The 14,701-nt window shown below is 68.7% G+C and carries 12 protein-coding genes and 1 other RNA gene; 7 read left to right on the forward strand and 6 right to left on the reverse strand.

Annotation, left to right across the window (positions count from 1 at the left end; all coding sequences use genetic code 11):
• Window positions 1–223 precede the first annotated feature (223 nt).
• Window positions 224–1,330 (reverse strand): Ig-like domain-containing protein, encoded by a 1,107-nt coding sequence (locus EPO52_RS17310; protein ID WP_290809070.1) that lies wholly within the window; start codon window positions 1,328–1,330, stop codon window positions 224–226.
• Between the two features lie 306 nt (window positions 1,331–1,636).
• On the opposite strand from EPO52_RS17310, the gene EPO52_RS17315 reads away from it, so the two are divergent.
• Together EPO52_RS17315 and EPO52_RS17320 are read left to right on the forward strand one after the other, a co-directional pair.
• Window positions 1,637–2,137 carry a MarR family winged helix-turn-helix transcriptional regulator gene (locus EPO52_RS17315; RefSeq protein WP_290809072.1) on the forward strand — a complete coding sequence of 167 codons (501 nt, stop codon included), beginning with the start codon at window positions 1,637–1,639 and terminating at the stop codon, window positions 2,135–2,137.
• On the forward strand, window positions 2,134–2,367 hold the full coding sequence (locus tag EPO52_RS17320; RefSeq protein WP_290809074.1) for a hypothetical protein: 234 nt from the start codon (window positions 2,134–2,136) through the stop codon (window positions 2,365–2,367). Before EPO52_RS17315 ends, EPO52_RS17320 begins: the two co-directional genes overlap by 4 nt.
• An 85-nt stretch (window positions 2,368–2,452) precedes the next feature.
• Here EPO52_RS17320 and EPO52_RS17325 read toward each other — a convergent pair whose 3' ends face one another.
• Together EPO52_RS17325 and EPO52_RS17330 are read right to left on the reverse strand one after the other, a co-directional pair.
• Complete coding sequence (locus EPO52_RS17325) at window positions 2,453–5,446, reverse strand: bifunctional [glutamine synthetase] adenylyltransferase/[glutamine synthetase]-adenylyl-L-tyrosine phosphorylase (protein ID WP_290809076.1); 2,994 nt, start codon at window positions 5,444–5,446, stop codon at window positions 2,453–2,455.
• Between the two features lie 77 nt (window positions 5,447–5,523).
• Complete coding sequence (locus tag EPO52_RS17330) at window positions 5,524–6,861, reverse strand: glutamine synthetase family protein (protein WP_290809078.1); 1,338 nt, start codon at window positions 6,859–6,861, stop codon at window positions 5,524–5,526.
• Window positions 6,862–6,917: 56 nt separating this feature from the next.
• Here EPO52_RS17330 and EPO52_RS17335 point away from each other — a divergent pair, with 56 nt between their 5' ends.
• Window positions 6,918–8,672 carry an NAD+ synthase gene (locus EPO52_RS17335; RefSeq protein ID WP_290809080.1) on the forward strand — a complete coding sequence of 585 codons (1,755 nt, stop codon included), beginning with the start codon at window positions 6,918–6,920 and terminating at the stop codon, window positions 8,670–8,672.
• Here EPO52_RS17335 and EPO52_RS17340 read toward each other — a convergent pair whose 3' ends face one another.
• Window positions 8,673–10,568 (reverse strand): alpha/beta hydrolase, encoded by a 1,896-nt coding sequence (locus tag EPO52_RS17340; protein WP_290809081.1) that lies wholly within the window; start codon window positions 10,566–10,568, stop codon window positions 8,673–8,675.
• Window positions 10,569–10,697: 129 nt separating this feature from the next.
• On the opposite strand from EPO52_RS17340, the gene panB reads away from it, so the two are divergent.
• From panB to rnpB, 4 genes are all read left to right on the forward strand, one after another.
• The gene (gene panB / locus EPO52_RS17345; RefSeq protein ID WP_290809083.1) at window positions 10,698–11,531 is read left to right on the forward strand and encodes a 3-methyl-2-oxobutanoate hydroxymethyltransferase; all 834 of its coding nucleotides are present in this window, start codon (window positions 10,698–10,700) and stop codon (window positions 11,529–11,531) included.
• An 86-nt stretch (window positions 11,532–11,617) separates the two neighbouring features.
• Complete coding sequence (locus EPO52_RS17350) at window positions 11,618–11,809, forward strand: SPOR domain-containing protein (RefSeq protein WP_363340821.1); 192 nt, start codon at window positions 11,618–11,620, stop codon at window positions 11,807–11,809.
• A 7-nt stretch (window positions 11,810–11,816) separates the two neighbouring features.
• Window positions 11,817–12,596 (forward strand): polyphosphate--glucose phosphotransferase, encoded by a 780-nt coding sequence (gene ppgK / locus EPO52_RS17355; protein WP_290809085.1) that lies wholly within the window; start codon window positions 11,817–11,819, stop codon window positions 12,594–12,596.
• Window positions 12,597–12,644: 48 nt separating this feature from the next.
• An RNA gene (gene rnpB, locus EPO52_RS17360) (RNase P RNA component class A) lies at window positions 12,645–13,022 on the forward strand.
• Window positions 13,023–13,084: 62 nt separating this feature from the next.
• On the opposite strand, the gene EPO52_RS17365 is transcribed toward rnpB, so the two are convergent.
• A complete protein-coding gene (locus EPO52_RS17365) occupies window positions 13,085–13,819 on the reverse strand; it encodes a hypothetical protein (RefSeq protein WP_290809087.1) in 735 nt (244 codons plus the stop codon).
• A gap of 52 nt (window positions 13,820–13,871) precedes the next feature.
• Window positions 13,872–14,693, reverse strand: coding sequence for a Nif3-like dinuclear metal center hexameric protein (locus EPO52_RS17370; RefSeq protein ID WP_290809089.1), 822 nt, complete (start codon window positions 14,691–14,693; stop codon window positions 13,872–13,874).
• Between the last annotated feature and the right edge of the window lie 8 nt (window positions 14,694–14,701).

Genomic DNA, 14,701 nt, shown 5'->3' on the forward strand with positions numbered 1-14,701 from the left:
TCCGCAAAAAGTCCGCAGCATTTTCAATCTGCCACAACTTCCGGCAACCAACCACAACGCAAAACCCGCGGAATGACGCGGATGTCACTACTCCCCAACTACCCCCAACTACTCATCAATAGTTCGAGCTCTACTACGGCGTCTGATTCTCAGCACCGACACGGCGAGGCCGCATCCCATACGGGGTGCGGCCTCGCTGCCGTTCGAGGCTCGGTCGGCGTGGTCAGCGGCGGCGCAGGCGGAGCGTGATGAGAGCGCCCATCGCAGCGAGCAGGAGGAGGGCTGCCACCAGGCCGGTCAGCACGAGGCCGCGCAAGGGGCCGACATCCGCCACCGGTGTGGCCGAGATCGCCACGGGCGATGACGCGGGTGGCGCCTCGACAGGGGTCTCCGCCTGGGGCGTCACAGGGGCGTCGGAACGGGGCGGTGCCGGGATGATCGTCGGTCGCGGAGCGGTCTTCACCGGTGCCGGCGCGGCTGACGGCGAGGCGGAGGGGCGTGCAACCGTCATCGTGACCGGTGCGCTCGTGGACGACGCATACGTGGCGTCTCCCGAGTAGACGGCGGTGAGGGTTCCCGAGCCCTGCGCGGGGAGGGTGATCTGGGCTACCGCGACGCCACGGCGCTGCTCGCGGTTCGGTACGACGGCGGATGTCGCCACCGTGACGCCGTCGAGGAGGAAGTCGACCGTGCCGGCGGTCTCCGCGGGGAGCCAGTACGAGGTGCGCTCGAAGCCCTGGAGCTCGAGCTCGGCCCTGACCATGACCGGAGTGGACGGCAGCAGGAGCTGGTCACCCGCGGAGGACGCGGTGACGACAGTGACTCCCTTGCGGATGGTGACCTCTGAGCTGCCGTGAGCGGGCGCGAGCGCCGTGGGATCGGCGGGAACGAACGTGGCGCCGATGGCGAGCGAGGGTGGGCTCGACACGTAGGGATCGATGCTGCCGTTCAGGATCGAGCCGAACACGACGTGTGCCGCGCCGTCGACGAGCTCGATCGGAGTCGCGAAGGTCTCGCCTCCTGAGATCTCGAACTGCACAGTGCCCACCGCCGGGGCACCCGTCGAGTCGACCACTGTGGCGGCGAGATCGATCGGCGCGCCGTAGTCGAGCACCGACGGAGTGGTCATCGTCACCGTCGTCGCGAGCGGTGCCGAAGCCGGTGCCGAAGCCGGAGCCGAAGCCGGCGTCGGAGCCGGGGTGGGTGACGGGGTGATGGGGGCAGCCTGCGCGGCCCCTGCGCCCAGGAGCGACGTACCCGCGATCGCCAGTGCGGCGACGAGCGCCGCAGCCCATCGGCCTCGTGTGCGACGGTCTTGGTGACCCGACATCCGCTCTCCTCACCGACTGACCCAGGCCCCGATCGGCCCGCTCATCTGAATGCTACTGTGGCCAGATCAACACCTGTCGCCAGACACGATCACACTTCCGTAACACTGGTTGACAGCAGTCCCGTTCGTTCATCCACCGCTTACCTGCAGGTCATCTGCGGCCCCTCCATCCGCGCCCGCCTCGGCATCAGTCCCGACCTCGCTGGCGAATGCGCGGCGCGCTGAGACATCTGACGGCCAGGCCCCTGGATCTCACCCGGATACATCGGGATTGACGATGCATCCGTGCGACGGGATGCTGAGGTCATGAGTGAGAGCCGACCGACCGAGGCCACCGACACGGCGCACGCCGCAGCCGCCTTCGACGCGACATTCCGTCGGCTCTACCTGACGTTCCACCGCCGAGACGGTGTCAGGCGCGATGTCTCTCCCGCGTCACGCGCCGTGCTCACCCACCTCGCCCACAGCGGCCCGCTCTCCATCGGCGACGCCGCGGCGCACTTCGGCCGCTCGCAGTCCGCAGTGAGCGAGCTGGTGACCCAGCTGGAGAACAACGGTCTGGTCGAGCGGCGGCCCGATGAAACCGACCGGCGCCGCACTCTCGTCTGGCTGACGGATGACGGCCGCGCCGAGCTGCGCCGCGATGAATCCGTTCTCGGTCATGAGCTGCTCGAGCGCGCGATCGAGCGACTTGCCACCGGCGAGATCGGACGGGCGCTCGTCATCCTGAACGACCTCGTCACCGCCGCCGGGGTATCCGACGCGCAGGACGGCCCGACACAACCGATCGAAAGGAACCGCCCATGAGCACACCCTGTGAGAGCTGCAGCATGCCGATCGAGAGCGGTCGCTACTGCGCGTACTGCACCGACGAACACGGCGAGCTGCAGGACTTCGAGGTCCGCTTCGCGGCGATGGTCGACTGGCAGCAGCGGTCCCGTCCTGAAGACGATCGGGCCGCTCTCGAGGCCGACACCCTCGAGTTCATGGCGTCGATGCCGGCGTGGCGCGAGCATCCGCGGGTGGTCGGCCGCTAGCCAGAACCCAGTCGCACGCGGGCGAGCACAGCTCGCCCGCCGACAATGACGCGAAAAGCATCCACTGGATGCTTTTCTCCCAGCGTCATTGTCCATAGAACAGGCGCTCGAAGACCGCACGTGAGCGACGGGTGACGCCGAGGTAGTCCTCCTCGAGACGGGTGGCCGAGCCCGGCGGGTACTCGAGCAGGCGCGCCACGCCCTCCAGCTGGCGGCGATCGGTCGGCAGGACGTCCGACGTCTTGTTCGTCCAAAGAGTCATGGCCGACCGCGCGCGTGACGCGAAGATCCAGGCATCGTGCAGCTTGCGGGCATCATCGTGGCTGATCAGACCTGCCGCCTCCTCGGCCGACAGGGCCACGAGCGTCGACGTGGTGCGGATGGCGGGCACCCGGGCCGCGTGCTGCAGCTGCAGCAACTGCACGTACCACTCGACATCGGAGAGCGACCCCCGCCCGAGCTTCAGATGCCGCGACGGATCGGCACCCTGCGGCAGCCGCTCCTTCTCCACCCGTGCCTTGATGCGCTTCACCTCGCGCACCTCCGTCTCCGAGATGGATGGCGGGTAGCGCACGGTGTCGGCAAGGGCGTGGAACGCCTCGATCAGGGACTGATCGCCCGCGACGCCGTTCGCGCGCAGCAGAGCCTGCGCCTCCCACGTGAGCGACCATCGTTCGTAGTAGTTGGCGTACGACTCGAGCGAGCGCACCGCAGGCCCGTTCTTGCCCTCCGGCCGGAGGTCGATGTCGAGATCGAGCGGCAGCCGGTGGTCTTCGGTGAGGCGATTCAGCTCGTTCACGATGAACTGCGCCACCGACTGCGCCGTCTGCTTGTCGACCCGCACCGCACGGTAGACGTAGAGCACATCCGCGTCCGAGCCGAAACCGAGCTCGCCGCCGCCGTAGCGGCCCATGCCGATGATCGCGAATTCGATCCCGTCGCCCGCCGACGGCGCCGCCGACTGCCGGATGACGCTCAGCGTGCCCTGCAGATGCGTGGTGGTGATCTGGGTGAGCGCCACGCCCAGCTCCTCCACCGTGCACATGCCGAGGATCGACGAGATGGCCAGGCGCAACACCTCGCGTCGCCGCGCGGTGCGCAGGGCCATGGCCGCCGCATCCGGGCTCTCGTGCCGCGCCACGATCGCCCGTGTCTCGTCTTCGAGCACCGCCACCGGTCGGGGCCGCAGCTCCTCGTCGTTCTCGAGCCACGCCGCCGCCTCGGGGATGCGCTCGAGCAGCTCACCCACGAACCGTGAGCCCGAGAGCACCTGCGTGAGGCGCGCGGCCGCGCCCGACGAGTCGCGCAGCATCCGGAGGAACCAGTAGGTCTCCCCCAGCGTGTCGGACAGGCGCCGGAAGGCGAGAAGCCCGTAGTCGGGATCGGCTCCGTTGGCGAACCACTGCAGCATCACAGGCAGCAGCGTGCGCTGAATGGATGCCCGTCGCGACACCCCCGCCGTCATCGCCGCGATGTGGCCCAGCGCCCCTGCGGGGTTCTGGAAGCCGATCGCCGCGAGACGCGCCTCCGCCTGCGCGCTCGTGAGCGCCTGCTCGTCAGGCGAGAGGGCCGCCACAGCGGCGAGGAGCGGACGGTAGAACAGGCGCTCGTGAAGAGTGCGCACCCGAACCTTGATCTCGGTCCAGCGCGCGATGAGGTTCGCCGCACTCGTGGCGAGGCCGCTGCCACGGGCGAGCACGCGCTGCTCGGGCTCGTTGCGGGGCATCATGTGGGTTCGGCTGAGGTGCCGGAGCTGCATCCGGTGTTCGAGCAGGCGCAGCACGCGGTAGTCCTGTGCGAACTCGACCGACTCGACACGGCCGATGTACCCGCCTTCGGCGAGGGCGGCCAGCGCCGGAAGCGTGCCCCGCTGGCGCACGCTCTCATCCGTCTGGCCGTGCACGAGCTGCAGCAGCTGCACCGTGAATTCGATGTCACGCAGACCACCCGGCCCGAGCTTCAACTGGTATTCGACATCGGCGGGCTTGATGTGCTCGGTGACGCGCTCGCGCATGCGCTGCACCGACTCCACGAAGTTCTCGCGGGAGGCGCTCGACCACACCTTCGGAGCCACGATCCGGGTATATTCCTCGCCGAGCATGAGATCGCCGGCCAGCGGCCGTGCCTTCAGCAGGGCCTGGAACTCCCAGTTCTTCGCCCAGCGGTCGTAGTAGGCGGCATGCGACTCGAGCGATCGCACCAGAGCACCCGCCTTGCCCTCGGGTCGCAGATTCGGGTCGACCTCCCAGAGGCCCGGCTCGATGCCCGCCTCGGAGATACCGCGCATCGTGACCATGGCCAGCCGCGTGGTGATCTCGATCGCGGTCGAGGCGCCGATCACCCCTTCGGCATCGGGCTCGCCCACGAAGATCACATCGACATCGCTGACGTAGTTGAGCTCGCGCGCCCCGGCCTTGCCCATGCCGATGATCGCGAGCCGTGCCTCGCGCACCTGCTCGATGGGGAAGTGCCAGAGGCCGTTGCCCTTCGTGGTCAGCTGCGTGCGGGCGACCGCGAGTGACGCTTCGAGCGCCCCGGCCGCGAGGTCGGCGAGGCTGGAGGCGATGCGGTCGAGACCCGCCACCGGGTTCGGTTGCTCGAGGTCGTAGGCCGTCACGCGCGCGAGCAGTACGCGGTACCGCACCCGGAGGGCCGTCCAGGCGTCTTCGCCGACGATTCCGGCGAAGCCCTCGACCGCCTGCACCGAGGCCAGCAGCTCGCTCTTCGCGATCTCCGCCGTCGGCAGCGCCAGGTCGGCGACGCCCAGTTCGGGCAGACGCGAGGGGTGCCGCACGAAGAAGTCGGTGAGACCCTCGGATGCGCCGAACACCCGAACGACCCTGGTTCGCAGCAGCGGGTCGACGAGCGCGGCCGTCATGACCTCGGGGGCGCGCTGAAGGATGCGCTGCACCCCACGCAGCGCCAGATCCGGATCCGCGGCCGTCTGGAACGAACCCAGCAGCTCGAGAAGCGGCACTCCGCTGACGGCCTCGAGGGCGCGCAGCTGCTCGTCGGCCTCCCCGAGGTGGGCGAAGCCCACCCGGGCGAGGTCGGTGAGTGTGGTCTGCGAACGAGGCATCAGCGCATCAGGGCAACCTGGCCGGAGCGACGGGCGGCACGGGATTCATTCGTGCCGGCCGAAGGCCGGACCATCGGCTACAGGATCTCGAGGTTCGATTCGAGCTCGTAGGGCGTGACCTGAGCGCGGTAGGCCTTCCACTCCTGCCGCTTGTTCAGCAGCACGTAGTTGAACACCTGCTCACCGAGCGTCTCGGCCACGAGCTCCGACTCCTCCATCAGGCTGATGGCGCGGTCGAGCGAGGCCGGCAGAGCGTCGTAACCGAGCGCCTTGCGCTCCGCATCGGTGAGGCTCCACACGTTGTCCTCCGCCTCGGGCGGCAGTTCGTAGCCCTCTTCGATGCCTTTGAGCCCCGCGGCGAGAAGCAGCGAGTAAGCCAGGTACGGGTTCGCCGCAGAGTCGATGGCGCGGTATTCGATGCGCGACGACTGGCCCTTGTTGGGCTTGTAGAGCGGCACACGAACGAGCGCCGAGCGGTTGTTGTGGCCCCAGCAGACGAAGCTCGGGGCTTCGTCGCCGCCCCAGAGGCGCTTGTAGGAGTTCACGAACTGGTTCGTGACGGCCGTGATCTCGGGGGCGTGCTTCAACAGGCCCGCGATGAAGTTGCGGCCGATCTTCGACAGCTGGTACTCGGCACCGGCCTCGTAGAACGCATTGGCGTCGCCCTCGAAGAGCGAGAGGTGCGTGTGCATTCCGGAACCCGGATGACCCGACAGCGGCTTCGGCATGAACGTGGCGTAGACGCCCTGCTCGATGGCCACCTCTTTGATCACCGTGCGGAACGTCATGATGTTGTCGGCCGTGGTGAGGGCGTCGGCGTAGCGGAGGTCGATCTCGTTCTGGCCGGGACCGGCCTCGTGGTGGCTGAACTCCACCGAGATGCCGAGGTCTTCGAGCATGCGCACCGAACGGCGTCGGAAGTCGTGCGCGGTGCCACCGGGCACGTTGTCGAAGTAGCCGGCCGAGTCGACGGGCTCGGGGCCGTTCGGGCCGTACTGCGACGACTTGAGCAGGTAGAACTCGATCTCGGGGTGGGTGTAGAACGTGAATCCGCGGTCGGCCGCCTTGGCGAGGGTGCGCTTCAGCACGTTGCGGGGGTCGGCGACGGCGGGCTGGCCGTCGGGCGTGGTGATGTCGCAGAACATGCGCGCCGTGGGGTCGATCTCGCCCCGCCAGGGCAGGATCTGGAACGTCGTGGGGTCGGGATGGGCCAGCACGTCGGCCTCGAACGAGCGGGTGAGACCCTCGATGGCCGAGCCGTCGAACCCGAGGCCCTCGGCGAACGCGCCCTCGACCTCGGCCGGGGCGATGGCTACGGATTTCAGCGTTCCGACGACGTCTGTGAACCACAGTCGAACGAACTTGATACCGCGTTCTTCGATCGTACGAAGGACGAAGTCCCGTTGCTTATCCATCGGCGGAACAGACCCTCTCTCCGGCACTGGTTCATGCCCCTATTAGGCTAGTGGCTATGCCGAGACTTCGCTTAGCGTTGGCCCAAACCAACCCCGTTCTGGGGGACCTCGAGGGCAACGCCCGCGAGATCGTCCGGTTCACCCAGGATGCCGTCGCCCAGGGCGCCGACCTCGTCGCGTTCGGCGAGATGGCGATCTCCGGCTACCCCATCGAAGACCTCGCACTGCGCCCGAGTTTCCTCGCCGCGGCGCACGCCCGCGTGGAACTGCTCGCGCGCGAACTCGCGGATGCCGGACTCGGCGACGTCCCCGTGATCGTCGGCCATCCCGACGGCCCGTTCGAGCCGCGCCTGCTCGGCACCAGCAACGCGCCCACCGCCATCGCTCAGAACGCGGCCAGTGTGCTGCAGGGCGGTCGGGTCGTCGCGCGCTACGCCAAGCACCACCTGCCGAACTACTCGGTGTTCGACGAGTACCGCATCTTCATCCCCGGCGACGAGCTGCTCGTGCTCCGGCTGCGGGGCGTCGACGTGGCCCTCATCATCTGCGAAGACCTCTGGCGCGACGGCGGCCCCGTGGGCCGGGTACTGCACGCGGATGCGGGCCTCCTCGTGGTCATCAACGGCTCCCCCTACGAGCGCGACAAAGACGAGGTGCGTCTGCCGCTCGTCACGCGGCGCGCCGTCGAGACTGACACCATCGTGGCGTACGTGAACCTCGTCGGAGGGCAGGACGACCTCGTCTTCGACGGCGACAGTGTCGTGGTCGACCGCGACGGCACCGTTCTGGCCCGATCGCCGCAGTTCGTCGAAGGCCTGCTGATCGTCGACATCGACCCCGAAGGGGCCACCGAGACCCCCTTGCCGGCCGACGTCCAGCGCGTCGAACTGACTCCCGCCGCAGCGGTGGACGAGTCATCCGTCGCCGCCTCATCGGCCCCCCTGCCGGTGGTGATCGCCGACCTGCCCGACGACCGCGAGCAGATCTGGAACGCGCTCGTGCTCGGACTGCGCGACTACGTGCAGAAGAACCGGTTCCCGTCAGTGATCCTGGGCCTCTCGGGCGGCATCGACTCCGCCGTGTGCGCGGCCCTCTCGGCCGACGCCATCGGCGCCGACAACGTCTACGGCGTCTCGATGCCGTCGCGCTACTCCTCCGGCCACTCGCGCTCGGATGCCGACGACCTCGCCGAGCGCATCGGGCTGCACTACCGCACGGAGGCGATCGCCGACCTCGTGCTCCCGTTCGAGACACAGCTCGGCCTCACGGATGTCGCGGCCGAGAATCTGCAGGCGCGGGCCCGCGGGGTGATCCTCATGGGGTTGTCGAATCAGGAGGGGCACCTGGTGCTCACCACCGGCAACAAGAGTGAGCTCGCCGTCGGCTACTCCACCATCTACGGCGATTCGGTCGGCGGTTTCGCGCCGCTGAAAGATGTGCCGAAGCTGCTCGTCTGGGAGCTGGCCCGCTGGCGCAACGAGCACGCCGCTGCGCGCGGCGAGACTCCCCCGATCCCCGAGAACTCGATCTCGAAGCCGCCGTCGGCCGAACTGCGGCCCGACCAGACCGATCAGGACTCCCTGCCCGAATACGACGTGCTCGACGCGATCCTCGAGGCCTACATCAACGGCGGCCACAGCATCGCCGAGATCGTGGAGCAGGGATTCGACCTGCCGACCGTCGAACGCATCACCGGTCTCGTCGACCGCGCCGAGTGGAAGCGCCGGCAGAGCGCCATCGGGCCGAAGATCTCGCGCACCGCGTTCGGGCGCGACCGGCGGTTGCCGATCACGTATCGGCCGAATCGCTAGCTAGCTCTTCAGCACCGCGATCCACACGAACCAGATGATCATCGCCAGCCAGACCAGGGTGGCGGAGGCAGCCAGGGCGGCCGTGGGGCGGTTGCCGAGGCGCCAGACCGGGATGATGCCGAGGAACCCGACTCCCAGCAGGATGCCGAGCCAGGGAACGATCGTCGGCACGCCCACGAGCGCGAAGCCCGGGTTCGCAGCGAGGGTCGAGGCCATGACGATCCACACCGCGGCCAGGAACACGGCACCCGTCACCGGCGCGATGCCGCTCACGAGCAGCAGCACGAAGGGCTCCCGGCGGGCGGCCTGCACGATCACCGCGATGATCCAGCCCACGAGCCACAGCACCACGAATGCCCCGAAGATCAGGGGGATCGTGAGTTCGAACGCGTTCTGATCCTCCACCGCGGCCACCACGGAGGCGACGCGCGACGTCTCGTGCACGGAGTCTCCATCGATGATCGGATAGATGGTCTCCCCGTCGATGCACGCCGTCTGCACGGGAGTGCCCGGTGCGGCCAACCAGGTCGCGAGCTGATCCATGCCGCACGGGTCGGCCGTGACGCCGGCTCGCCCGAGCGAGGCCAGGGTGACGAGCTGGTTGTTGGGGAACGCCGCCTGGCCGCCCTGGGCCGCCTGCACGGGGATGAGCGGGTCGGTCGTGCTCGCGAAGATCAGAGTGGGCTGGCCGACGGCACCGAATGCACGCGTCTCGGAGGGTGACGGCGCGAGACCCTGCCCCGCGCACACCACGTCGGTGGCGGTGAGGTAGGTCAGCACCGGCAGGGGCACCGGCGTCGTGTCCACCGCACCCTCCGCGGCCGGCGCGGTGGGGTCGAGCGACCAGAAGGGCTGCTCGTCGCGGCACGAGTTCAGCCAGTAGAGCCCGAGACTGGTGGATGCCACGTTGTCGAGCGCCGCCGGAATGAACGGGTTGATCGCATCCGTCTCCCCCGCCGCCAGCCGTGAGAGCAGGTAGGGCACGGCCGCCGCGGTGGCGGGGTCGTAGAGGGCCTGCTGCACGATCGTGACCACGTCGGATCCGGTGAGCGAGTAGTAGCGTTGCGCACCCGTGATGGGGTTCGTCATCAACCCGTGCACAGGGTCATCACTGAAGATCGTGGCCGCAGCCGTGAGATCGGCGTTCAGGTCGGGGTACTGGCCCTGCGAGGAGGCCGACAGGCTGCTGAGCGCGCTGGACAGCGCCACGTACGCGTCACCCTTGACGTCGCGGTCGACGGGCGAGAACGCGTTCATCACCACCGCGTCGACGCCCGAGGGATCGGTCACCGCCACGGTCTGCATGACCTTGGTCGACCAGGAGTCGCCGAAGACGGTCCAGACCGGGATGGCGAGGGTCTGGCGGAGGTCGACGACATCCGCGGCCATGTCGGTCTTGGCGTACGCCGTGACGTCGCCGCCGGCCTCGGTGAAGGCCGCGATGCAGTTCTTCACCTCGACGCTGACGGCCGTCATCTCGGTGGCGGGCGAGTCATCCGTGGTGAACGTGTCGGAGTACGCCGAGGATGCCGCGGGGCAGTCGAGCGGGTTGCTCGAGTCGATCCCGCCGCGCTGGCCGAGCACGATGACGTCGCGGTTCGCTCCGATGCGCGGATTGTCGGCGAGGGCGATCGCCGCTGAGTACGAGCTCTGGCCGGGCCCACCCGCCATGGTGACGATGGGCGATGCCGTGGCCGCCCCGCTCGAGGCCTTGAGCACCACATAGGGCATCGAGATGGTGCGCGAATCGGGCTTGGCCCGCACCTCGGGAACGGTCAGTGTTCCGCACGTCGCTGTGGCAGGCACCCCCTCGGGGCAGCTGCTCTCCGCCACGGTGGCCGCGCTCGCCGAGACGGCTGTGCCTCCCAGCAATGCGGCGGCGACAGCGACGACCAACGCGAATGGCGCAATTCTTCGACGGCCCACGTCTCCCTCTCGAGTTCGGGTCACCAGGTACGCATTCGGGTTACGTGCCCACCAAGCTATCGCATCCGCCCTCTCGCGCCTCGCAACTACACTGAGGAGATGCCAGAGCAGACGACGCCGTCAGAGAAGCCGGTCACGAAGCGGGTTCGCACCCGCCACTTCCAGAACGCGAAAGACACCGGCATCAGCATCACGGGCCTCACCTCCTACGACATGCTCTCGGCCCAGATCTTCGACGAGGCGGGCATCGACTTCCTGCTCGTGGGCGACTCGGCGGGCAACAACGTGCTGGGCTACGACACCACGGTGCCGGTGACGGTGGATGAACTCATCCCTCTCGCCCGAGGCGTCGCGGGTGCCGTGTCGCGCGCCTTCGTGGTGGCCGACATGCCGTTCGGCTCCTACGAGAACAGCGCCGAGGAGGCTCTGCACACGGCCGTACGGTTCATGAAGGAGTCGCGGGCCCACGCCGTGAAGCTCGAGGGCGGCGTGCGCAGCGCGGAGAAGATCCGGCGCATCGTCGATGCGGGCATCCCCGTGATGGCGCACATCGGCTTCACGCCGCAGAGCGAGCACGGCCTCGGCGGCCACATCATCCAGGGGCGCGGTGAGGGCGAGGCGGCTCTGCTCGCCGATGCACTCGCGGTTCAGGATGCCGGGGCCTTCGCCGTGGTGCTCGAGATGGTGCCCGCCGCGGCCGCCGCGAAGGTCACGAAGGCGTTGCGCATCCCCACCATCGGTGTGGGCGCCGGCCCCGATGTCGACGGCCAGCTCCTCGTCTGGACCGACTTCGCCGGCTTCTCGACAGGCCGCATCCCGAAGTTCGTGAAGCAGTACGCCGACCTGCGCGGCGTACTGACGGATGCTGTCACCCGCTTCCGCGCGGATGTCGACGATCGCAGCTACCCGGGCACCGAGCACTCGTACGACTAGCGCGGCCGTGCCGCCACGCCCGCCCGCCCGGCACCCGCAATAGGATCTGTGCGGGGAGTCCTCTCCCGAACCACGACCATGGAGGAATGATGAGCGAAGACCCGTCGACCCAGTACTGGTACAACATGAAGACGGGCGCCGTCGAGAAGGGCTATGTCTCGTCGGCCGTCGACCGCGTCGGACCCTTCACCACGCATGAAGAGGCTGAGCACGCCCTCGAGACCCTGCGCGCGAACAGCGCGAAATGGGCCGAAGACGACGCCGCAGAGAACAGCTGACCGCGCCATGACCGAGAACACCCCCGACACGGTCGCCGTCGGCATCGACATCGGCGGAACCGGGATCAAGGGGGCGATCGTCGATGTCACCACCGGCGAGCTGCTCACGGAGCGCAAGAAGCTCGCCACCCCCGAGGGCGGCAGGCCCGACGACATCGCCCAGACCGTGCTGCAGCTGGTGGACTCGCTCGGCGAGATCCCCGCAGCCGCCCAGGTCGGCATCTGCTTCCCCGCGGTGGTGCGGCACGGTGTCACCATGTCGGCGGCCAATGTGTCGAAGAAGTGGATCGGCTTCGAGGCCGAGAAGCTCTTCGAGAAGGAGCTCGGCCGCGACATCACCTTCGTGAACGACGCGGATGCCGCCGGCTTCGGCGAGGTGAAGTACGGCGCGGCCAAGGGTCGCGGCGGCCTCATCATCGTCACCACGCTCGGCACCGGCATCGGCACGGCGCTCATCTACAACGGTGTGCTCATCCCGAACGCCGAGCTCGGCCACCTCGAGATCGAGGGCGTCGACTACGAGACGAAGGCGGCCTACTCGGCCAAGGAGCGCGAAGACCTCAGCTGGAAGAAGTGGGCCGCCCGCCTGCAGAAGTACTACGACCAGCTGCAGAAGCTCTTCTCCCCCGATCTCTTCATCGTGGGCGGCGGCGTCTCGAAGAACTTCGAGGAGTTCATCCCGCTGCTCGACCTCTCGACCGAGATCGTGCCGGCGACCCTGCGCAACAACGCCGGCATCCTGGGCGCGGCCTGCCTCTCGACGATGAAGACCACCTTCTTGGAGTGATGAGGGCGGGATGCCCGTCCCGCCCGTGCCGTATGCTTGCCCGAGTGAATGGGCCGGCAGACGGTCGCGTCGCCGCACCGGGCTTCATGCCCGGGACGGTGCCGAGGAACGTCCGGGCTCCACAGAGCAGGGCGGTGGGTAACACCCACCCGGGGTAACCCGCGAGACAGTGCCACAGAGAACAGACCGCCACGGGCTCCGGCCCGCGGTAAGGGTGAAACGGTGGTGTAAGAGACCACCAGAGGCTGCGGTGACGCGGTCGGCTCGGTAAACCTCGCCCGGAGCAAGGTCAGACAGGAAGCGTTGAGGCTGCTCGCGGAGCTTCCGGGTAGACCGCTCGAGGGCTGCGGCAACGCAGCTCCTAGATAGATGGCCGTCGGGGAGTTCGCTCCCTCACAGAACCCGGCGTATCGCCGGCCCATTCACCTCAGAGCCGCAGCCGTGCGTCGCCGGACCCGGACCCGGCCGCGGATGCCGCGCACCCGGGGTCAGAGCCCCGATTCCTCCGTGCGCACGAGGATGCAGGTGCCCTCGGGGTCGAGGAGCACCTCATCCGGATCGGCGTCGCGGATTCGCGCCAGGTCGGACCCCGTGAGCGTGACGTTCGTGCCGAGCGAGATGCCGCGCTGCAGCAGGGCCGCCCCGATGCCGTAGCGCTGGCGCTGGCGGTCGTACAGCCCGAGGAGCTCGGGGTCGATTCCCGCGGCGATCGCCGAGCGCTCCGACTGGGCGACCTCGAGCTGGGTGGTGGCGCGGGCTTTCGCTTCGTCGCGCTGAGCGGCGAGCAGGCGCTCCTCGGTGGCGATGTCGTCGCGGCGGGCCGTGATGGCCGACAGCCGCAGCTCGATCTCCTCGACCCGCTCCATCACCTCCAGCTCGATGTCTTCGAGGTTCGATCGGCGCACCTTCAGCGAGGCGAGCTCGTGTTCGAGGCCCTGAACGTCTTTCGTGGAGGAGCTGGCCTGCATGCGCTCGAGGTCGCGCTTCTCGCGGGCGGCGACGGTGGCGATGTCGCCCTCGACCCGCGCGATCTCGGCCTGGGCGTCTTCGAGTTCACCGTTCACGCCCGCGAACTCCGAGCGGGCCGCGGCGGAGTCGCGCTGCAATTCGGCGAGCCGGGCCTCCTGCGGGAGGGTGCGGAGGGTGTGCAGCAGCTGCGTCACGCGGTTGTCTGCGGCCTGCAGGTCGAGGAGCTTGCGCTGTTCGGATGCGGGTGCCTTCATGGGCGGTCCTTCGAGAGGGGGGCGGCTGGTTCGGAGCGGGTGCGATCGGGGCTCATTGGGTGACCACGAAGTCCCACGGGTCGGTGCGGATGTCGCTCACCACGAACTCCACATCGGGCAGCACGGCGGCGAGCTGGCGGGCGGCCGTCTCGAGCCAGAGCCACTCGCTCGCCCAGTGCGAGACGTCGATCAGAGCGGGGCCCCCACCGAACGAGAGGCGCTGCTCGCGCGTCTCCGAGGCGGGGTGGTGGCGCAGATCCGAGGTGATGTAGACATCCGCGTTCTGCACGGCGGGGAGACCGAGCAGCGAATCGCCGGCGCCTCCGCAGAGAGCGACGGTGGAGACGATCTGCTCGTAGTCTCCGGCCACGCGCACGCCGGTGGCCGTGGGTGGCAGGATGTCGCCGAGCGCCCGAGCGAGCCGGCCGAGACTGGTGGGCTCGGGAAGCAGGCCGATGCGGCCGAGACCGGTGCCGGGCCGCTCACCGCGCTGGAGCGGCTCCTGGCGCAGAAGCCCGAGCTTCGCCGCGAGCACCGCCGATGTGCCGTCTTCGACGATGTCGGCGTTCGTGTGGGCGGCGACGAGTGCACAGCGGGCACGGATGAGTTCGGCGAGCAGCGTTCCCTTGTACCCGGTCTCGGCCACCGTGGTGACACCGCGCAGGAGCAGCGGATGGTGCACGAAGAGCACGTCGGCGTTCTGCCCCACCGCCTGGTCGACGGTGTCGGAGACCGCGTCGACGGCGAGCAGCACGCGGCTCACGGTGTCGTGCGGGGCGCCGCTGATGAGGCCGGGCGCGTCCCAGGACTCGGCGAATGCCGTGGGCCAGAGCCGTTCGATCACGGCATTGAAATCGGATACGGTCGTCGGCACCCCACCAG

Source organism: Herbiconiux sp. (assembly GCF_004297105.1).
Taxonomy (GTDB): domain Bacteria; phylum Actinomycetota; class Actinomycetes; order Actinomycetales; family Microbacteriaceae; genus Herbiconiux.